The organism is Pimelobacter simplex (assembly GCF_024662235.1).
Classification (GTDB): domain Bacteria; phylum Actinomycetota; class Actinomycetes; order Propionibacteriales; family Nocardioidaceae; genus Nocardioides.
In genome coordinates this window covers 2047406-2066600 of the sequence record NZ_CP096276.1, presented here as the reverse complement: position 1 = coordinate 2066600, position 19195 = coordinate 2047406, and the positions used below count along the sequence as shown (strand labels likewise).

Annotated in this window: 23 protein-coding genes; 12 read left to right on the top strand and 11 right to left on the bottom strand. The window is 74.5% G+C overall.

The genetic code is table 11. From position 1 onward, the window contains the following. The first annotated feature begins 54 nt into the window (after positions 1 to 54). From M0M48_RS10055 to M0M48_RS10035, 6 genes are read left to right on the top strand one after another with little or no spacing between them, the layout of a single operon-like run. Positions 55 to 2103: a primosomal protein N' gene (locus M0M48_RS10055; RefSeq protein WP_257751026.1), complete on the top strand. Its 2049-nt coding sequence runs from the start codon at positions 55 to 57 to the stop codon at positions 2101 to 2103. 48 nt (positions 2104 to 2151) lie between these two features. Beyond that, positions 2152 to 2697 (top strand): peptide deformylase, encoded by a 546-nt coding sequence (gene def, locus M0M48_RS10050; protein WP_257751025.1) that lies wholly within the window; start codon positions 2152 to 2154, stop codon positions 2695 to 2697. Continuing rightward, positions 2694 to 3620 carry a methionyl-tRNA formyltransferase gene (gene fmt, locus M0M48_RS10045; protein WP_257751024.1) on the top strand — a complete coding sequence of 309 codons (927 nt, stop codon included), beginning with the start codon at positions 2694 to 2696 and terminating at the stop codon, positions 3618 to 3620. Before def ends, fmt begins: the two co-directional genes overlap by 4 nt. Further along, positions 3617 to 4399 (top strand): transcription antitermination factor NusB, encoded by a 783-nt coding sequence (locus tag M0M48_RS30860; protein WP_308220378.1) that lies wholly within the window; start codon positions 3617 to 3619, stop codon positions 4397 to 4399. The genes fmt and M0M48_RS30860 overlap by 4 nt, the downstream gene beginning before the upstream one ends. After that, a complete protein-coding gene (locus M0M48_RS30855; RefSeq protein ID WP_308220377.1) occupies positions 4396 to 4956 on the top strand; it encodes a methyltransferase domain-containing protein in 561 nt (186 codons plus the stop codon). Before M0M48_RS30860 ends, M0M48_RS30855 begins: the two co-directional genes overlap by 4 nt. Positions 4957 to 4983: 27 nt before the next feature. Further along, complete coding sequence (locus M0M48_RS10035) at positions 4984 to 6003, top strand: LLM class flavin-dependent oxidoreductase (protein ID WP_257751022.1); 1020 nt, start codon at positions 4984 to 4986, stop codon at positions 6001 to 6003. A 59-nt stretch (positions 6004 to 6062) separates the two neighbouring features. On the opposite strand, the gene M0M48_RS10030 is transcribed toward M0M48_RS10035, so the two are convergent. Beyond that, positions 6063 to 6431, bottom strand: a complete 369-nt coding sequence (locus tag M0M48_RS10030) for a MerR family transcriptional regulator (RefSeq protein ID WP_257751021.1) — start codon at positions 6429 to 6431, stop codon at positions 6063 to 6065. Positions 6432 to 6500: 69 nt separating this feature from the next. Between M0M48_RS10030 and M0M48_RS10025 the strand changes: the two genes are divergently transcribed. Continuing rightward, a complete protein-coding gene (locus M0M48_RS10025; protein ID WP_257751020.1) occupies positions 6501 to 7682 on the top strand; it encodes an MFS transporter in 1182 nt (393 codons plus the stop codon). Here the strand turns inward: M0M48_RS10025 and M0M48_RS10020 are convergent. The 3 genes from M0M48_RS10020 to M0M48_RS10010 are packed head-to-tail and all read right to left on the bottom strand — an operon-like array spanning position 7639 to position 9544. Continuing rightward, entirely contained in the window at positions 7639 to 8253 is a 615-nt protein-coding gene (locus M0M48_RS10020) for a hypothetical protein (protein WP_257751019.1), read from the bottom strand. The two genes, M0M48_RS10025 and M0M48_RS10020, sit on opposite strands and share 44 nt — an antisense overlap. After that, on the bottom strand, positions 8250 to 8765 hold the full coding sequence (locus M0M48_RS10015; RefSeq protein ID WP_257751018.1) for a SigE family RNA polymerase sigma factor: 516 nt from the start codon (positions 8763 to 8765) through the stop codon (positions 8250 to 8252). The genes M0M48_RS10020 and M0M48_RS10015 overlap by 4 nt, the downstream gene beginning before the upstream one ends. Positions 8766 to 8824: 59 nt before the next feature. Then, complete coding sequence (locus tag M0M48_RS10010) at positions 8825 to 9544, bottom strand: AAA family ATPase (RefSeq protein ID WP_257751017.1); 720 nt, start codon at positions 9542 to 9544, stop codon at positions 8825 to 8827. Between the two features lie 40 nt (positions 9545 to 9584). On the opposite strand from M0M48_RS10010, the gene M0M48_RS10005 reads away from it, so the two are divergent. From M0M48_RS10005 to M0M48_RS09995, 3 genes are read left to right on the top strand one after another with little or no spacing between them, the layout of a single operon-like run. Then, positions 9585 to 10136: an NUDIX domain-containing protein gene (locus tag M0M48_RS10005; RefSeq protein WP_257751016.1), complete on the top strand. Its 552-nt coding sequence runs from the start codon at positions 9585 to 9587 to the stop codon at positions 10134 to 10136. Between the two features lie 21 nt (positions 10137 to 10157). Then, positions 10158 to 11105, top strand: coding sequence for a non-homologous end-joining DNA ligase (gene ligD, locus M0M48_RS10000; RefSeq protein WP_257751015.1), 948 nt, complete (start codon positions 10158 to 10160; stop codon positions 11103 to 11105). Between the two features lie 10 nt (positions 11106 to 11115). Beyond that, positions 11116 to 12339 carry a kynureninase gene (locus M0M48_RS09995; protein WP_257751014.1) on the top strand — a complete coding sequence of 408 codons (1224 nt, stop codon included), beginning with the start codon at positions 11116 to 11118 and terminating at the stop codon, positions 12337 to 12339. A gap of 14 nt (positions 12340 to 12353) precedes the next feature. On the opposite strand, the gene M0M48_RS09990 is transcribed toward M0M48_RS09995, so the two are convergent. The 4 genes from M0M48_RS09990 to M0M48_RS09975 form a co-directional block, all read right to left on the bottom strand. Further along, positions 12354 to 13514, bottom strand: a complete 1161-nt coding sequence (locus tag M0M48_RS09990) for a hypothetical protein (RefSeq protein ID WP_257751013.1) — start codon at positions 13512 to 13514, stop codon at positions 12354 to 12356. Next, positions 13511 to 14020, bottom strand: coding sequence for a SigE family RNA polymerase sigma factor (locus M0M48_RS09985; protein ID WP_257751012.1), 510 nt, complete (start codon positions 14018 to 14020; stop codon positions 13511 to 13513). Before M0M48_RS09985 ends, M0M48_RS09990 begins: the two co-directional genes overlap by 4 nt. Before the next feature lie 82 nt (positions 14021 to 14102). Then, entirely contained in the window at positions 14103 to 14309 is a 207-nt protein-coding gene (locus M0M48_RS09980) for a hypothetical protein (protein ID WP_215815742.1), read from the bottom strand. 87 nt (positions 14310 to 14396) lie between these two features. After that, entirely contained in the window at positions 14397 to 14852 is a 456-nt protein-coding gene (locus M0M48_RS09975; protein WP_257751011.1) for a DUF4440 domain-containing protein, read from the bottom strand. A gap of 35 nt (positions 14853 to 14887) precedes the next feature. On the opposite strand from M0M48_RS09975, the gene rpe reads away from it, so the two are divergent. Together rpe and M0M48_RS09965 are read left to right on the top strand one after the other, a co-directional pair. After that, entirely contained in the window at positions 14888 to 15568 is a 681-nt protein-coding gene (gene rpe / locus M0M48_RS09970) for a ribulose-phosphate 3-epimerase (RefSeq protein ID WP_257751010.1), read from the top strand. A gap of 138 nt (positions 15569 to 15706) precedes the next feature. Further along, the gene (locus M0M48_RS09965) at positions 15707 to 16174 is read left to right on the top strand and encodes an MOSC domain-containing protein (protein ID WP_257751009.1); all 468 of its coding nucleotides are present in this window, start codon (positions 15707 to 15709) and stop codon (positions 16172 to 16174) included. Here M0M48_RS09965 and M0M48_RS09960 read toward each other — a convergent pair. Genes M0M48_RS09960 through kstD form a run of 3 tightly spaced genes read right to left on the bottom strand, consistent with a single transcriptional unit; the run spans position 16146 to position 19181 of the window. Next, the gene (locus M0M48_RS09960; protein ID WP_257751008.1) at positions 16146 to 16586 is read right to left on the bottom strand and encodes an OsmC family peroxiredoxin; all 441 of its coding nucleotides are present in this window, start codon (positions 16584 to 16586) and stop codon (positions 16146 to 16148) included. The genes M0M48_RS09965 and M0M48_RS09960 overlap by 29 nt on opposite strands. A 46-nt stretch (positions 16587 to 16632) precedes the next feature. Continuing rightward, entirely contained in the window at positions 16633 to 17520 is an 888-nt protein-coding gene (locus M0M48_RS09955) for a MaoC/PaaZ C-terminal domain-containing protein (protein WP_257751007.1), read from the bottom strand. Next, complete coding sequence (gene kstD / locus M0M48_RS09950; protein WP_257751006.1) at positions 17520 to 19181, bottom strand: 3-oxosteroid 1-dehydrogenase; 1662 nt, start codon at positions 19179 to 19181, stop codon at positions 17520 to 17522. Before kstD ends, M0M48_RS09955 begins: the two co-directional genes overlap by 1 nt. Between the last annotated feature and the right edge of the window lie 14 nt (positions 19182 to 19195).

Here is a 19195-nt window from a genome sequence, read left to right as displayed (position 1 = left end):
TCCCCCAGGGACGGCGGGCGTGTTCCGTCGTGGGGCACTGGTAGAACTGCCGCCATGACCCCCACCCCCGACGAGCCGGCCCTCGAGCTTCCCGGTCTCGTCCGCGACCGGGTCAAGGAGGGCCGGGCCAAGGCCGCGGCGACCCGGGCCCGCAAGGTCGCGGGGGCCGTCATCGCCGAGCACGAGCCGGTGGCCCGGGTCGTGCTCGACCTGCCGCTGGCCCACCTCGACCGGGTCTTCGACTACGCCGTCCCGGTCGCGATGGCCGACGGCGCCCGCCCCGGCGCCCGGGTCAAGGTCCGGTTCGCGGGCCAGGAGGCCGACGGCTACGTCATCGAGCGCGCGGCGGCCTCCGACCACGACGGGACGCTCGTCCCGCTGCGCCGGCTGGTCAGTCCCGAGCCGGTGCTGAGCCCGGCGGTCGAGGCGCTGTGCCGGCGGGTGGCCGAGCGCTATGCCGGCGTCAGCGCCGACGTACGACGGCTCGCGGTGCCGCCGCGCCACGCCACCGTCGAGCGCGAGCCCACGCCGGCCGAGCCGGTCCTGGTGCACGACCCGGCGACCGCCGACCGCGCCTGGGCGGACTACCCGGCGGCCGCGCCCTTCCTGGCCCACGTGCGCGAGGGGCACGCCCCGCGTGCCGTGTGGGGGGCGGCCCCCGGCGACGACTGGCCGGCGATGCTCGCCCAGCTCGCCGCCTCGGCGCGCGCGGCCGGGCGGGGCGCGCTCCTGTGCCTGCCCGACCACCGCGACGTCGCGCGTCTCGACGCGGCGCTGACCGAGCTGCTCGGCGAGGGCCACCACGTCGCGCTGCACGCCGAGCCCGGCCCGGCCCAGCGCTACCGCGAGTTCCTGGCGGTCAGCCGGGGGGACCGGCGGATCGTGGTCGGCACCCGCTCCGCGGCCTTCGCGCCGGTCCACGACCTGGGCCTCGTCGTCATCTGGGACGACGGCGACGAGCTCCACGCCGAGCCGCGCGCGCCGTACCCCCACACCCGCGAGGTGCTGCTGCTGCGTGCCGAGCACGAGGGCACGGCCGCCCTGATCGGCGGCTTCAGCCGAACGGTCGAGGCCCAGCACCTGCTCCAGACCGGCTGGGCCCGCGAGATCGCGCTGCCGCGCGCCGCGGTGCGCGAGCGCGCGCTGATCGGCGTCAGCGGGGCCAGCGACGTCGCCCTGCTGCGCGATCCCAGCGGGGGTGGAGCCCGGGTGCCGCGCGAGGCCCACGACGCGCTGCGCTGGGGGCTCGAGCGCGGCCCCGTGCTCGTCCAGACCCCGCGGGCGGGCTACGTCCTGCGCCTGGCCTGCGAGCGCTGCCGTACGCCGGCCCGCTGCGCCGCCTGCGCCGGCCCGCTCCAGCTCACCGGGCCGACCACGCCGCCGCGCTGCCGGTGGTGCGCGACCGAGGCGCCGGCCTGGTCGTGCCCCGAGTGCGGCGCCGCCGGCCTTCGCGCCCCGATCGTCGGCGACGCCCGGACCGCCGACGAGCTCGGCCGCAGCTTCCCCAAGGTGCCGGTGGTCTCCTCCTCGGGTGACCAGATCCGGGCCCGGGTCGGCCCGGAGCCGCGCATCGTCGTGGCCACCCCGGGCTCCGAACCCGTCGCCGAGGGCGGCTACGCCGTCGTCGTCCTGCTCGACACGTGGTGGGCGCTGGGCCGCGACAGCATGCGCGCCTCCGAGGAGGCGCTGCGCCGCTGGTGCAATGCCGTCGGCCTGCTCGGCGCGGGCGGGCGCGCGCTGGCGGTCGGCGACCCGGCGGTCCCGGCGCTCCAGGCGCTGGTCCGCTGGGACCCGGCGGGCTTCGCGGCGCGCGAGGCCGAGGAGCGGCGCGAGGCACGGCTGCCGCCGGCGGCCCGGGTCGCCACGATCCGGGGCGCGCCCGGCGCACTCGACGACGTCCTGACCCTGCTCGACCTGCCCGCGCCGGGCGAGGTGCTGGGGCCGGTCCCGACCCGCGACGACGACGTCGAGCGGGTCGTCGTCCGGGTGCCGCGCAGCCAGGGAGCCGACCTGGCCCGTGCGCTCGCCGAGGCCCAGCGGCTGCGCTCGGCACGCAAGCTCGATCCGGTCCGGATCCAGGTCGACCCCGCCGAGCTCGACTGAGCCCGGCCGCCCCGCAGCGGTGCAGCGGGTGCTCGCTAGGCTTGGCCGGTGGCTATCCGACCCATCCGTCTCTTCGGCGACCCGATCCTGCGCAAGCCGGCGCTCGAGGTCGTCCACTTCGACGCCGAGCTGCGCCAGCTGGTCACCGACCTGACCGACACGATGCTCGAGGCGCCCGGGGCCGGCCTGGCCGCGCCCCAGATCGGCGTCGGCCTGCGCGTGTTCACCTGGAACGTCGAGGGCGAGGTCGGTCACCTGGTCAACCCCCAGCTGCGCCTGTCCGACGAGACCCAGGACGGCCCCGAGGGCTGCCTGTCCCTGCCCGAGCTCACCTACGACTGCCTGCGGGCCCTCTCGGTGATCGCGACCGGCTTCGACATGCACGGCGAGCCCGTCACCATCGACGGCAGCGGCTACCTGGCCCGCGCGATCCAGCACGAGACCGACCACCTCGACGGCATCTTGTTCATCGACCGGCTCGACGACGCCGGCCGCAAGGCCGCGATGCGCGAGATCCGCCAGTCGGAATGGTTCGGGCTGGAGAAGCCGACCATCCGGGTCTCGCCCCACGCGACGGGAGGCTTCGGCCGATGAGGGTCGTCTTCGCCGGGACGCCCGAGGTCGCCGTCCCCGCACTCGACGCGATCGCCGCGTCCCCGCACGAGCTGGTCGGCGTGGTCACCCGTCCCGACGCGCCCGCCGGCCGCGGCCGCAAGCTCACCCCGAGCCCGGTCGCCCAGCGGGCCGAGGAGCTCGGCGTACCGGTGCTCAAGCCGGACCACCCGCGCGACCCCGAGTTCCAGGAGGCGCTGCGCGCGCTGCGTCCCGACTGCTGCCCGGTCGTGGCCTACGGCGCCCTGATCCCGCAGAGCGCGCTCGACATCCCCGAGCACGGCTGGGTCAACCTGCACTTCTCGGTGCTGCCCGCGTGGCGCGGCGCGGCCCCGGTCCAGCACTCGATCTGGGGCGGCGACGAGTACACCGGCGCCACCACCTTCCGGATCGTCAAGGCGCTCGACGCCGGTCCGACCTTCGGCGTGATGACCGAGCGGATCCGGCCTACCGACACCGCCGGCGACCTGCTCGCCCGGCTCGCCGAGGGCGGCTCCGGCCTGCTCGTGGCGACCCTCGACGGCATCGCCGACGGCTCGCTCGAGGCGCGCGAGCAGCCCGCCGAGGGGGTCAGCCTGGCCCCCAAGATCACCGTGGACGACGCCCGCGTCGACTGGTCCGAGCCCGCGGTCGGCGTCGACCGCCGGATCCGTGCCTGCACGCCCGGTCCCGGCGCCTGGACGACGCTCGACGGCGAGCGGGTCAAGCTCGGCCGGGTCGAGATCGTCGCCGACGGCCCGGACCTCGCGCCGGGCGCGATCCAGGTCGGCAAGAACGAGGTCCTCGTCGGCACCGCCTCCGGTGCGGTGCGGCTGACCGAGGTCAAGGCCTTCGGCAAGAAGCAGATGGGCGCCGCCGACTGGGCGCGCGGGGTGCGACTGCCCGAGACCGCGAGCTTCGAGTGAGCACCCGCGGCCGGCGGCGGGTGGACCCGGCGCGGGTCGCGGCGCTCGAGGTCCTTCGCGCGGTCCGGGTCGAGGCCGGCTACACCAACCTGGTGCTGCCCGCCGTCCTCGCCCAGCACGGGCTGAGCGGGCGCGACGCCGCCTTCGTCACCGAGCTCGCGGCCGGCACCGTACGCCGCCAGGCGACCTACGACGCCGTCCTGACCGCCTGCATCGACCGCCCGCTGCGCAAGGTCGAGTCCGCCGTCCTCGACGCGCTGCGGCTCGGCACCCACCAGCTGCTCGCGATGCGGGTCCCGGCCCACGCCGCGATCAGCACCACGGTCGACCTGGTGCGCGCCCAGGTCAGCCACGGCGCGGGCGGCTTCGCCAACGCCGTGCTGCGCAAGGTCTCCGCGCGCGACCTCGACGCCTGGCTGGCCGACGTGGCGCCCGACGCCGCGAGCGACCCGCACGGCCACCTCGCCGTCGCCGAGAGCCACCCCCGCTGGGTGGTCGACGCGCTCGCCGAGGCGGTCGGCGAGGACGAGGTCGCCGCGCTCCTGGCCGCCGACAACGTCCCGCCGCGGGTGACCCTGGTCGCCCGCCCGGGACGCGCCACCCGCGACGAGCTCCCGGGCGCGCCCACGCCGTACTCGCCCTTCGGCGTCACCCTCGACGGCGGCGACCCGGCCGGCGTGCCCGCGGTCGCCCAGGGCCGGGCCGGCGTCCAGGACGAGGGCTCCCAGCTCGTCGCCCTCGCGCTCGCCGCCGCCCCGGGCGCGGGCCGCGGCCGTTGAAAAGGGGGGGGGGGGGGGGGGCCCTGCTCGCCGCGCTCGCCGCCGAGCGCGGCGCCGCCCTGACCGGGGTCGAGCTGCACCACCACCGGGCCCGCCTGGTCGCCCGCGCGGCTGCCGCGGGACCCGGTCTGGCCGGTGTCGTCCAGGCCGACGCGACCCGGGCGCCGTTCGCCGACGCGAGCGCCGACCGGATCCTCCTCGACGCGCCCTGCACCGGCCTCGGCGCGCTGCGCCGGCGGCCCGAGGCCCGCTGGCGGCGTACGCCGGACGACCTGGTCGCGCTCGTCGCCCTCCAGCGCGCCCTGCTCGCCGAGGCCGTGCGGGTGCTGCGGCCCGGGGGAGCGCTGCTCTACGCGACCTGCTCGCCGGTGCTGGCCGAGACCGCCGAGGTCGTCTCCGCCGCGCTCGCCGGCACCCCGGGGCTGCGCCTCGACGACGTGGCGGCGCACCTGCCCGCCGTACCGGACGCGGCGGGGCCGCTGCCCGGTACCGTCCAGCTCTGGCCGCACCGGCACGGCACCGACGCGATGTTCCTCGCCCTGCTCCGCCGGGAATGACGAGAGATAGTTGACGGTTCAACCAGCGTGAAGAAGATCGGATTCCTGTCCTTCGGCCACTGGACGCCCAGCCCGCACTCCCAGGTGCAGACGGCCTCCGACGCGCTGCTGCAGTCGATCGACCTCGCCGTCGCGGCGGAGGAGCTCGGCGCCGACGGCGCGTACTTCCGGGTGCACCACTTCGCCCGCCAGCTCGCCAGCCCGTTCCCGCTGCTCGCCGCGATCGGCGCCAAGACCAGCCGGATCGAGATCGGCACCGGCGTCATCGACATGCGCTACGAGAACCCGCTGTACTTTGCCGAGGACGCCGGCGCGGCCGACCTCATCTCCGAGGGCAGGCTCCAGCTCGGCATCTCGCGCGGGTCACCGGAGCAGGTCGTCGACGGCTGGCGCTACTTCGGCTACGCGCCCGCGGAGGGCGAGACCGAGGCGGACATGGCCCGCAAGCACACCGAGGTGCTGCTCGGCGTCCTCCAGGGTGAGGGCTTCGCCCAGCCGAGCCCGCGCCCGATGTTCGCCAACCCGCCCGGCCTGCTGCGTCTCGAGCCCCACTCCGAGGGCCTGCGCGACCGGCTCTGGTGGGGAGCGGCGTCCAACGGCACCGCCCGCTGGGCCGCCGGTCTCGGCATGAACCTGATGAGCTCGACGCTCAAGGAGGACGAGAGCGGCCAGCCGTTCCACGTCCAGCAGGCCGACCAGATCCGGGAGTTCCGGGCTGCCTGGGCCGAGGCGGGCCACGACCGCACGCCGCGGGTCTCGGTGAGCCGCTCGCTCTTCCCGCTCGTCACCGAGGAGGACCGGGCCTACTTCGGCACCGGCCGCGAGGAGTCCGACCAGGTCGGCCAGATCGACAACATGCGCGCGATCTTCGGCCGGACGTACGCCGCCGAGCCGGACCAGCTCGTCGAGCAGCTGCGCGAGGACGAGGCGATCGCCGAGGCCGACACCCTGCTCCTGACGGTCCCGAACCAGCTGGGCGTCGACTACAACGCCCACGTGCTGGAGTCGGTGCTCACCCACGTGGCGCCCGCGCTCGGCTGGCGCTGAGGGGCGCCCGGCCGCGCGCTGGCCAGGGTGGTCGCGCCAGGGTGGTCGCGCCAGGCCGGTCAGGCCGGCGCGACCTGGGCCCGGGTCTGGTCGAGGAAGCGGTGGATCGTGTCCCGGCTGCGGCTCAGGCACGCGATCCGCTTCTCCAGCCCGTCGAGCTCGGCCGCCAGCAGCGCGGCCACCTCGGCCGGACAGGTCGGCTCCTCGCGGGCACAGGCGTCCTCGGCGTCCAGGAGCACCTTGACCAGGCGCGTCGGGATGCCGGCCTGGACCAGGCCGGCCACGCGCTCGACCCGCTCGACGTGGGCCTCGTCGTAGTCCCGGTAGCCGTTGGGCTGCCGGTCGGCACTGAGCAGCTCCTGCTGCTCGTAGTACCGGATCAGGCGCGGCGCGACCCCGGTCCGCGCGGCCAGCTCGCCGATCTTCATGTCTGCTGCCTCACCTTCGCGTGAAGAGACCTTGACATTGACATCAGTGTCAAACTCTAGCGTCGAAGCATGACGCTCACCAGCACCCCGCCACCCGCCCCTGCCGCTCCTCCTGCCGCGGGGCTGCCGTGGCCGGCCCTGCTCGTCCTCGGCGGCGCCACGCTGGTGATGGTCACCGGCGAGATGCTGCCGACCGCGGTCCTCGGCCCGATGAGCCGGGGGCTCGGCGTCGCCGAGTCCGCCACCGGGCTCCTGGTCAGCCTGTGGGCGGCCGTCGTGGTCGTGGCGAGCTTCCCGCTGGTCCGGCTGACCCGGCGGTACCCGCGGGCGCTGGTCGTCGCGGGCAGCCTGGTGGCGTTCGCGCTGGCGGCCGGGCTGACCGCCCTCGCGCCGTCGTACGGGGTGGTGCTGGGGGCGCGGACCCTGGGTGCCGCGTCGGTGGGCCTGCTCTGGTCGACGGTCAACGCGCACGTCGCGGACCTGGTCTCGGACCGGCTGCTCGGGCGGGCCACGTCGGTCGTGCTCGGGGGAGCGACGCTCGGCCTCGTGCTCGGTACGCCGGCCGGCCGGCTCGTCGCGGACCTCGCCGGCTGGCGCGCGTCCTTCGCCGTGCTCGCCGTGGCGAGCCTGGTGATGGCGCTCCTGGTGCTGCGGGTGGTGCCCGGCGCGCCGCCCGCCGGCCCCACGAGCGCGGCGGCCGGCGCGGGCGGCTCGTCGCTGCGCCCGATGGTCGTGATCACGCTGCTGGTCGCGCTGGTGCTGGTCGGGCACTACGGCGCCTACACGTTCATCACGCGCCTGGCCGGACCGCCCGCGCTGGTGCTGCTGGTCTTCGGCCTGGCCTCCGCCGTCGGCGTGGTGGTCGCCGGCCGCGCGGAGCGGACCGGACCCGCGCTCGTCGTCGCGACCGCGGTCACCGCCGCGGCCATCGTCGCCGTCGCCGGGACCGGCAGCCTCGCCCTCGTGGTGCTGTGGGGCGTGGCCTCCGGAGCCCTTCCGCCGCTGGCCCAGACGCTGGTGCTGCGGCTGGCCGGACCGGCGCACCGCGGGCTGGCCGGAGCGCTGATCCCGGTGCTGTTCAACGGCGGCATCGCGGTCGGTGCGGCCCTCGCCTCCGGCATCGTCGCCCGGTACGGCATCGCCGGGCTCGGGCTCCCCGCCGCGGTCCTGGTCGCGGTGGCGGCGGCCGGACTGGCGGCGGTGACGCTCAGGGGCGGTCCCAGCGCGGCGCGAGCCGCAGCCCGTCGATGAAGGTCGCGACCGGGGTCGCGCCGAGGTCCGCACGGCTGCCCTGGACCGTCACGAAGTAGTTGCCGTGCACCGGGCTGGTCCACAGGGTCGACGCGTCGGCGCCCTTGTCGGGCTGGCCGGCCCAGTCGGCGTGCTCGGCGGCCGGGCGGGCGACCACGGTGACGCCGTTCTGGCCCGGGGTGGTGCACCAGGCCTTGTCGTCGACGGGGAAGTACTCGCAGGTCCAGTCGGGCAGGTCGAGCGTGAAGGGCAGCACCGGCTCGCCCAGTGCACCGGGCTCGAGGCCGTCCTGCTCGCCCGGCGGGGCGGTGACGGTCGCGGCGGCCGTGGGGGTCGGCGTGGTCGCGACGGCGGCGTCGCGGGCCGTCGTACTGCCTCCGGCGAGGGCGGACGCGCTCAGCGCGATGGCCGTCACCGCGAGGACGCCTCCGGCAGCGGCACCGATCCGGCGCCGGCGGCGGATCCGGACGCCCGCGCGGAGCGAGGCCTGGGCGAGGTGCTCGAGGTCGGGGCGCTCGTCGCGGAGCCGCTCGCGCAGGGCGGTGGTGAGGTTCGGGTCGAGGTCGTTCACGGGTGGGTCCTCTCGGAGACGGGGTCGATCAGGGGGCGCAGCCGCAGCAGGGCGCGGCGCGCGCGGGTCCGCACGGCGGACTCGCTGATCCCGAGATCGGTCGCGGTGTCGGCGACGCTGCGGTCCTCCCAGTAGCGGAGGACCACCACGGCGCGGTCGAGCGGAGGCAGTCCGGCGAGCGCGGCGAGCAGGTCGACGCGCGTCCCCGGGTCGGCGCCCGGAGGTGGGCTGAGATCGGCGTCGGTGAGGTCGCTGGGCCGCTCGCTGTTGCGCCGCAGCCGCCGGTGGGACAGGAACGTGTTGAGCAGCGTCGTCCGGGCATAGGCCAGCGGGCTGTCCGCGGTCTGCACCCGCCGCCAGTGCACGAACACCTTGGCGTAGGTCGCCTGGGTCAGGTCCTCGGCGAGGTGGTGGTCGCCGGTGAGCAGCATCGCCGCCTGGTGGAGCTGGGTGCCGCTGGAGCGCACGAACGCGGTGAACTCCTCGGCCTGCCGGTCTGCCTTCACACCCATCTGACGCCCCGACCGGGTCGTTGCGTGACAGGCGATCTCATGGACGTTGTCCGCCGGTCTCAGTCGAGGACGTGGCGCAGGTAGCGCTGGGGGTCGTCGAGGTAGCGCCGCCAGTGCTGGACCAGCTCGAGCTCGCCCCACGTCGTACGGTGCAGGCCGGCGTCGCTGACCTCGAGGATCGTCGCCCCCGGCATCGCCGCCAGCACCGGCGAGTGGGTCGCGCACAGCACCTGGCCGCCCTCACTCACCACCCGATCGAGCACGGAGATCAACCCGAGCGTCGAGGAGAACGACAGCGCCGCCTCGGGCTCGTCGAGGCAGTAGAAGCCGGGGGAGTCGAACCGGGTCCGCAGCACCTCGAGGAACGACTCGCCGTGGCTCATCTCGTGGAAGACCGGCTCGCTGCCGCGGCTCGGGTTGTTCTCGAGGAAGCTGTACCAGCCGTGCATCGTCTCGGCCCGCAGGAAGAACCCCCACCTTGGCGCCCCGATCCCGCGCTGGAGCCGCAGCGCCGTGTGCAGCGGCGACTCCGTCTCGCGCGTGCTGTGCCGCCCCTGCGCCGTACCGCCCTCGGGAGACAGTCCGAACGCCACCGCGATCGCCTCGACGAGCGTCGACTTGCCCGAGCCGTTCTCGCCGACCAGGAAGGTGACCCCCTTGGGCAGCACCAGACCCTCGCGCACCACCTGGGCCACCGCCGGGACGGTCATCGGCCACGCGTCGGGGTCGAGGCGCTGCTCGGCGTCGACGCGCACGACGGGCGGTTGGTCGAAGTCCACGCGGTCACGGTAGCCGTGGGGTCCGACGTAGGTTGGCGCGATGGGAGCGAGCGCCTGGGGCCGGACGTCGAGCCGGGTCGTGTACGAGAACCCCTGGATCCGGATCCGGGAGGACGAGGTGCAGCGGCCGGACGGCGAGCCCGGCATCTACGGCGTCGTCGAGGTCCGCAACCCGGCTGTCTTCGTCGTCGCGCTCACCGAGGGCGATGAGCTCGTGCTCGTCGAGGTCGACCGCTACACGACCGGCGAGCCGTCGTCGCTGGAGATCCCGGCGGGCAGCACCGACGGCGAGGACCCGCTCGTCGCCGCGCAGCGCGAGCTCCGCGAGGAGACCGGCCTCGTCGCGGCGTACTGGCAGGAGATCGGGCGGATGGGCGCGCTCATCGGCGTCGCCGACGCGCCGGAGACGGTCTACCTCGCGCGCGACCTGACGTACGCCGGCGGTGAGGAGCACGCGGCGGACGGCATCGTCGGCGTCCACCGGGTGCCCGTGGCCGACGTGATCGCGCGGATCGGCCGCGGCGAGATCGCGGACGCCTCCAGCCTCGCCGCGATCCTCCTCGCGCTCGTGGCGTCGGGCCGTCTGGTCTGACCCTTTCGGTACTGTCGCGCCATGGCGTCCCCGGCGGTCGAGATCGAGGTCGAGAGCCGTGTCGTGCGGGTGAGCAACCCCGACCGGATCTACTTCCCGGAGATCGGTGCGACCAAGCTCGACCTCGTCGAGTACTACCTCGCGGTCGGCGACGGGATCGTCAACGCGCTGTGGGAGCGCCCGTGCATGCTGCACCGCTTCCCCAAGGGGCTCGACGGCGACAAGGTGCACCAGAAGCGGCTCCCCGCGGGCGCGCCCGACTGGGTGGAGACGGTGCAGCTGTTCTTCCCGCGGTGGAAGCGGACGGCCGACGAGCTCTGCGTGACCGAGCTGGCGTCGGTGATCTGGGCGGTGCAGATGTCGACGGTGGAGTTCCACCCGTGGAACAGCCGGCGTGGGGCGACCGAGCAGCCCGACGAGTGGCGCATCGACCTCGATCCCGGCCCCGAGTCGACGTACGACGACATCCGGCGCGTGGCGCACGTGGCCCACGAGGTGCTGGACGAGCTCGGCGCGGTCGGGTACCCCAAGACCAGCGGGAGCAAGGGCCTCCACATCTACGTGCGGATCAAGCCCGAGCTCGACCACAAGGGCGTACGACGGGCCGCGCTCGCCTTCGCCCGCGAGGTCGAGCGCCGGGCGTCCGGGCTGGTCACCACCACCTGGTGGAAGAAGGACCGCGACCCTGCGGCGGTCTTCGTCGACTACAACCAGAACGCCCGCGACCACACGATCGCGGCGGCGTACTCGGTGCGGGGGCTGCCGGACGCCCGGGTCTCGACGCCGGTCCGGTGGGACGAGATCGACGACGCGGATCCGCGGGACTTCACGATCCGCACGGTGCCGGCGCGGTTCGCCGAGCTCGGGGACCTGCACCACGACATCGACGACCACGTCTTCGACATCGCGCCGCTGGTGGCGTGGGCGGACCGCGACGACCTGCCCGACGAGGACGACGGCGAGGAGTAGGTTGCGGAAGGTGACGCTGACCTCGCTCGATGCAGCGGCGCTCGACGCCGCCGACCCGCTCGCCGCCCACCGCGACCTCTTCGTCGGTGCGGCCGGACCTGTGGTCTACCTCGACGGAAACTCGCTCGGCCGGCCGCTGCGGGCGACCGCCGCGCGGATGGCCGCGTTCGTCGAGGAGGAGTGGGGCGGCCGCCTGATCCGCGGGTGGGACGAGCGCTGGTTCGACCAGCCGCTGACGCTGGGGGACCGGCTCGCGGAGGTCGCGCTCGGCGCCGCGCCGGGGCAGACCGCGATCGGGGACTCGACGACGGTGCTGCTCTACAAGATGGTGCGCGCCGCGGTCGCCGCGCGGCCGGGCCGGCGCGAGATCGTCATCGACCGCGACAACTTCCCCACCGACCGGTACGTCGTCGAGGGCGTCGCCCAGGAGTGCGGCCTCACCGTCCGCTGGGTCGAGGCCGACCCCGACGGCGGCCTCACCGTCGACGACCTGGCGCCCGTCGTGGGCCCCGACACCGCGCTGGTCGTGGTCACCCACGTCGCCTACAAGTCCGGCTACCTCGCCGACGTCGCCGCCCTCACCCGCCTCGCCCACGACGCGGGCGCCTGGGTCCTCGTCGACCTGTGCCACTCGGTCGGCTCGGTGCCCCTCGCCCTCGACGCGTGGGAGATCGACCTCGCGGTCGGCTGCACCTACAAGTACCTCAACGGCGGACCCGGCGCCCCGGCGTTCGGGTACGTCGCCGCGCGCCACCTCGCCGACGGCTCCTTCGCCCAGCCGGTGCAGGGCTGGATGGGGGCCGCGGACTCGTTCACCATGGGGCCGTCGTACGCGCCGGCGACGGGGATCCGCCGCCTGCTGAGCGGCACCCCGCCGATCGTCGGCATGCTCGGGCTGGCCGACATGGTCGAGCTGGTCGCCGAGGCCGGCATCGAGGCCGTCCGCGCCAAGTCCATCGCCCTCACCGAGTACGCCGTCGCGCTGGTCGACCGCGACCTGCCTGACGTACGCCTGGCCTCGCCGCGCGACCCCGCTGTCCGTGGCGGGCACGTCACGCTGGCCCACCCGCGGATGCGGGAGGTGACGGCGGTGCTGTGGGAGCGGGACGTGATCCCGGACTTCCGGATGCCCGACGGGCTGCGGCTCGGGTTGTCGCCGCTGTCGACGTCGTTCGCCGAGGTCGAGGCCGGGGTGGCCGCGATCCGGACGGCGCTCGACGACGGCACCCGCTGAGGTGCGGTGGCGCCTCACTGGCTGATCTGGCTCCAGGTGCGGCCGACGTCCTCGGACATGCTCATCCCGGCCAGGCTGACCACGTAGAGCCGCTCGCCGAGCACGGCAGAGTCGATGAGCGGCGTGTCGTCACTCTGGGCGAAATCGGTGGGGATGTCCGTGGTGGCGGTGAGGATGCGCTCGTCCGCGTCGTCGGTGATCGCCAGACGCTCGTCGTCCAGGGCGAGCAGGATCCCTCCCTCGCTGAGGACGGTGGCGGCGTACTCCTCGAAACGGTCCTGGCCGGGCGTCCAGCGGTGGACCGTGGCTCGGTCCCCGGCGGCGTCGTGGCACACGGCGAACACGGCACCGGCGGCCGCGGTGACCTGGGCCGAGGTGCACGGCGCTGCCAACGGGGTCCACCCGGTGCCTCCGTCGTCACTGACCCGCAGGACGTCAGACGAGGCCAGGTCGGTCCTGGTCGCCTCGGAGGAGCCCGTGACGAACAGGCTGCCACCGACGGCCTTGACCGACGTGGCGACCGTGATGCCGTCGATGTCGACCCGCTCGGGGCGATCGGTGGCGGCCGGAAGCCGCCACACGCCACCGTCCTGGTCGGTCGTCCACACGTCGTCCGCGAGCACGCTGACCTCGGTGGCAAGACCACCTTCCGAGCCGTGCGACTGGCCGGAGAGCGGGACGGCTGACCAGCTCCGTCCTTCGTCATGGCTGACCCAGACCTGATCGCCGTCAGCGACCCAACCGGTGCTGCCGTCGGAGGTGAAGTCGAGGCTCAAGAGGCCCCAGACCGGGATCTCGCCGACGACGGTCCACTGCGTGCCCGTGGTGCGCAGGATGCGGGTGCACTGACATCTGACGTCGGTGTCGAGCACGAAGAGTGCGTCACCGACCACGTCCAAGCTGCGGGGAGACCACGGCGGCGGCGACGGTGTGCCCAGGTGGCGCTCGGTGGGCGCGGGGGGAGCGTCGTCGCTCCGGGTCAGGGCGTAGCCGACCATCGCGCCGAGCACCACGGTCGCCGCGACTCCCGCAGCGACCACCTGCCGCGCGGTACGCCGGCGCCGGGCGCCCTGGCGGATGCCGGGCAACCAGCGCTCGAGGTCGGGGGCGGGGTCGCCGTCCGGGTCGGAGTCGGCGGCCAACGTCGCGCGCAGGGCGTCCTCGAGGCGGGTCATGACGTCTCCTCCAGGTCGGCGAAGGTCGGCAGCTGGTCACGCAGGACCGCCAGTGCCCGGTGGGCCTGGCTCTTCACGGTGCCGACCGAGCAACCGAGCACGTCGGCGGTCTGGGCCTCGGTGAGGTCCTCGTAGTAGCGCAGCGCGATCACGGCGCGCTGGCGCGGGGGGAGCCGTCGTACGGCGGCGAACAGCTCGTGGTCGTGCGGCCGGTCGCGGTGGGACGCACCTGTGGGGGAGTCGCCGGTCTCGGGCAGGGGCCGTTCGCGGCGGACCTTGCGCCACACCGAGATGCTGCGGTTGACCATCGCCCGGCGGACGAAGCCCTCGGGGTCGTCGAGCTTGCGCCAGCGGGGCAGGGCCCGCTCCAGCGCGTCCTGGACGAGGTCGGCGCCGCGCTGCTCGTCGCCGCTCAGGGCGCGGCCGAGCTTGAGCAGGTGCGGCAGCCGGGCCGCGACGAAGGCGTCGAACGCCGCATCGTCGCGATCGCCCGGTAAGGGGTCCATCAGCACAGGCTCCACGCCCCGAGGACGCACCAGCACCCCAGAAGGTTGCCTCGTGCCCCGAGGTGGCTCCGGCCGGCTCGGCTCAGGCGCTGAGCGGACGCTCCAGCACCGCGCGCAGCTCGCGCGCGTGCGCATGCAGGATCACCGCGGCGAACCCGTTGCCCGAGGCCTCCTCCAGGGCGGCCTCGCGGTCCCACGCATCGGCGAGCCGGTGCACCTCGGCCTGGCCGGCGGCGCGATCGGCGGCGTCGGCGGCCCGCTTGCGGGCCTCGCTGTTCATCATCGGCATGGCAGTTTGCCTCCCCACGAGAGTCGACGGTGACTCGTCCTCCCATGATCGGCCGCCGTATGCCGATTCGGAGGAGAATCGCCGATCTCAGGCGGGATCGTCGGTCCACGCGACGGCGCTGATCCGCCAGCCGGCGCCGGTGCGGACGAGCTGGATCGACTTGGTGCCGGAGCCGGTGTGCTCGGTGCCGTCCTGGCGCCACGCCTTGGCATAGGTGCACCAGTGCTGCGCGATGTCGCCGGCCAGGTCGGTACGGCCGGTGACGACCCACTCGCGGAAGCCGGTCATCGTGCCCGCGGCCAGGAGCGCGACCCGCGGGGCGATGAACCCCTCGACGTCGTACGTCGTGGGGTTGGTCGGATCGGTCGGGTCGGTCCGGACGACGAGGGCCTGGGGGAGCAGCACCGCACGCAGGTCCGCGGCGTGCTCGGCCGCGTCCGGGCCGCTGACGAAGGCGGCGAAGAAGCGGGCGACGACCGCCTCGACAGCGGCGCGGTCGGCGGCGCGGTCGGAGGTGGGATCGGGCGCGGGGACCTCGGGCACGCGTCCGATCATGCCCGACCGTAGACTGACGGTCCGTGGGCCACATCCAGATCACGCCGTCGATCCTCAACTCCGACTTCGCCAGGCTCGGTGAGGAGGTCGCCCGGATCCCGGGCGCCGACTGGATCCACGTCGACGTCATGGACAACCACTTCGTGCCGAACCTGACGTTCGGCCCGACCATGGTCGAGGCGCTCGCCCGGGTCAGCCCGGTCCCGCTCGACGCCCACCTCATGATCGAGGACGCCGACCGCAACGCCCCGGCGTACGTCGAGGCGGGGTGCGGGTCGGTGACCTTCCACGTCGAGGCGGCCAAGGCGCCCGTCCGGCTCGCGCGCGAGATCCGGGCGGCCGGCGCCCGGGCGTCGATGGCGCTCAAGCCCGCGACGCCGATCGAGCCCTACGAGGACCTGCTGCCCGAGCTCGACATGCTGCTCATCATGACCGTCGAGCCCGGCTTCGGCGGCCAGAAGTTCCTCGACCTGTGCCTGCCCAAGATCCGGCGGGCGCGCGCGATGATGGACAAGCACGGCATCGAGACCTGGCTCCAGGTCGACGGCGGCGTCTCGCTCGAGACGATCGAGCGGTGCGCCGAGGCGGGTGCGGACGTGTTCGTCGCCGGCTCGGCGGTCTACTCCGCCGCGGACCCGGACGCGATGGTCGCCGCGCTGCGGGACAAGGCGGCGGCCGCGGCCTCCGACGCGGCCGGCGCCTAGGCGGATCCAGGCGGGCGGCCGAACGGCACGTCCGGCCAGCACCGTGGCGAACATCGCCGCCGGTGGCGTGAGGTCCAGCGCGGCCGCCTTGGTCGGGCTACGCGGGCGGACGCCGGGCGCGTGGCTACCCTCGGCAGGGTGCCCGAGCCCACCACCCCCGTCGTCCAGGCGATCCACCTCGCCAAGGCGTCCCGTCTGCCCATGCAGGCCAAGGACCAGGTCGAGGTCGAGGCCGGCCGCGGCATCGTCGGCGACCGCTACCACGGCACCCGGCACCGGCACGTGACGGTGCAGAGCCGGGAGACGCTGGACGAGGCGGCGCGGGTCTTCGGGCGCGAGGTGCCGAGCCACCTGACCCGGCGCAACCTGACGATCAGCGCCGGGGTGGTGCCGCGCGAGCCGGGGCAGCGGATCCGGGTGGGGGAGGTGCTGCTCGAGGTGGTGCGGGTGGCGGCGCCGTGCAAGCTGCTGGACGACACGATCGGCGCCAGAGCGCAGGAAGCGCTCCGGCGCCGGGCAGGGACCGTGTTCCGGGTCCTGGAGGGCGGGACGATCCGGGTGGGGGACCCGGTCGAGCTCAGCTCTCCAGAGCCGCGTCGAGCGTGATCTCGGTGCCGGTGAGGGCCTTGCTCACCGGGCAGCCGGCCTTGGCGGACTCGGCGGCGGCGAGGAAGCCGGCCTCGTCGAGGCCGTCGACCTCTCCGCGGACGGTGATCTTGATGCCGGTGATCCGGAAGCCGCCGGCCGGGTCCGGGCCGAGGGTGACGTCGGCGGAGACGTCGAGCGCCTGCGGCGTGCCGCCGGCCTTGGCGACCTCGTTGGACAGCGACATCGCGTAGCAGGCCGAGTGGGCCGCGGCGATGAGCTCCTCGGGGCTGGTGGTTCCGTCGGCGTCGTCGGCGGCCCGCTTGGGGAACGAGACGTCGAAGGTGCCGGCGCCGGACGAGGTCAGCTCGACCTGGCCGGAGCCGTCCTGGAGGCCGCCGTTCCAGGCGGTGCGGGAAGTACGCGTGGGCATCGGGGACACCTTTCGTCGGGGACGATCCCCAACGTAGCGCCGCGGCCTACGCGAGCGACAGGACGCAGTCCGCGAGGACGGGGGAGCCGTCCCGGTCGCCGCCCTCGATCGTGGCGGAGCCGATGATCGACGAGCCCTCGCGCCAGCCGGCCACCCGGATGGTCTCGCCCGGGAAGACGACGCCCGCGAAGCGGCCGGCGAAGCCGGCGACCTGGGTGGCGTCGCCGCCGAGCAGGCCGTCGGTGAGCTCGCGCAGGACGATGCCGTAGGAGCACAGGCCGTGCAGGATCGGCGCCGGGAAGCCGGCCGCCTTGGCGAAGCCCGGGTCGGCGTGGAGCGGGTTGCGGTCGCCGCACAGGCGGTAGAGCAGGGCCTGCTGCGGCGTCACCAGGTACGACGACACGTGGTCCGCGTCGCGCTCGGGCACCTCGACCGTGGTGGACGAGCCGCGGTCGCCGCCCCAGCCGCCCTCGCCGCGCACGAAGATCGAGGAGCGGGTCCGCCAGAGCTCCTCGCCGGTGCCGTCGGTGCCCGCGGTGGCGACGGCCTCCTGCCAGATGACGGCGGCCTTGCCCTTGTCCCACACGTCGGTGAGCGTGGTGCGCACGGTCGCGGTGCCCGAGGTCGGCAGCGGCCCGGAGACCGAGATCGACTGGGCGCCGTGGACGACCTGGGCGAGGTTGATGTCGCAGCCGGGCAGGTCGAGCGGCGGCGGGTCGGTCTCGTGGAAGGTCGGCACGACGACGCCGAACGACGGCAGCACCTGGAGCGCGGCGTCGTCGAGGGTGTACCGCAGCGCGTCGGCGGAGAGGTTGTCGCCCGCACGGGAGCCGGCCCCGATGCCGAGGTGGTAGAGCAGGACGTCGGACTCGGTCCACGAGAAGGTGCGGGAGCCGAGGTCGGCCCCGATCGCGACGGACGGGTCGATCGGCATCAGCTGTGCTCCTTGGCGAGGTCTTCCGCGGCGAGATATCCGAAGACGATGGCAGGCCCGATCGTGCCACCCGGACCGGGGTAGGTGTTGCCCATGACGGCAGCCGAGACGTTGCCCGCGGCGTACAGGCCGGGGATCACCGAGCCGTCCTCGCGCAGCACCCGGGCGCGCTCGTCGGTGACGAGGCCGCCCTTCGTCCCGAGGTCGCCGGGGACGATCTTGACCGCGTAGAACGGGCCCTTCTCGATGGGCGCGAGCGAGCAATTCGGCTTGACCGTCGGGTCGGAGTAGTACTTGTCGTAGGCCGACTCGCCGCGGTGGAAGTCCTCGTCGACGCCCGAGCGGGCGAACCCGTTGAAGCGCTCGACGGTCGTGTCGAGCGAGCCCGACGGCAGGCCGACTTTCGTGGCCAGCTCCTCGAGGGAGTCGGCGCGCACGACGACGCCCTCCTTGTACCAGCGGCCGGGGAACGGCTGGCGGCCCGCGACGCCGGCGAACAGGTAGCGGTTGCGGTAGGTCTGGTCGAACACCATGTACGACGGCACGTGGTCCACGCCCGTGGCCTGACCCTTGTAGATCTCGTGGGTCGCCTCGACGTACGGCAGCGCCTCGTTCATGTAGCGCGCGCCCGCGGAGTTGACGATGATCGAGCCGGGCAGGTTGCGCTCGGCCAGGCAGAACCACGCCCGACCGGGCAGCGGGATGGTCGGGCCCCACCAGGCGTCGTCGAGCAGGTCGGTCGCGGCGCCGGCCGCGGTACCGGCGAGCAGGCCGCCGCCGGTGTTGGCGGGCGCACCGGTCGACCACGTCGCGGAGGTCGGCTGGGGCAGGAACTTCTCGCGCAGCTCCTGGCTGTGCTCGAAGCCGCCCGAGCCGAGGATCACGCCGCGCCGGGCCCGGACCTCGCGGCGCTCGCCGCCGGACTCGACGACGACGCCGACCACGCGGCCGTCCTCGACGAGCAGGTCGAGCAGCGCGGTGTCGTACTCCACCGGGACGCCGGCGTCGGTCAGGCCCTTGCGCAGGCCGATCGCGATGGCGTTGCCCATCGCGAACATCTTCTTGCCGGTGACGATCGCCAGCAGGCGCTTGAGCATCACCTTGATCATGGTCAGCGGGCCGCGGATCGTGCGCAGGCCGAGGCTGATCTTGCGGAAGTCGGCCTGGGTGACGATGAGGTTCGCCGGCGCCTTCGTGTACGGCGGGTGCAGCCGGTCGAGCTCATCGCCCAGGAAGCGCGCGTCCAGCGGCACCGGCTCGACGCTGCGCCCGCGCGGGCGGCCGCCGGGCTGCTCGGGCAGGTAGTCGGCGTACTCGGGGACCCAGGTGAAGCGCAGCGGCGTCTTCTCGCGCAGGAAGTCGAGGACCTCGGGGCCGCGGTCGAGGTAGGTGTCGCGGCGCTGCTTGGGGACGACGTCGCCCACGATCGAGTCGAGGTAGGTCTTGGCGGCCTCGCGGTCGCCCGGGTCGACCTGGCCGGCCGCCTCCAGGGCATAGTTGCCCGGGATCCACACGCCGCCGCCGGAGCGCGCGGTCGAGCCACCGAAGTAGCCGCTCTTCTCGACCAGGACGGTGTCGAGGCCCTGGGCGGAGGCGGCGAGCGCGGCCGACATGCCGGCACCGCCGGCGCCGACCACGACGACGTCGTAGGAGTCCTTCATGCGAAAAACTGTAA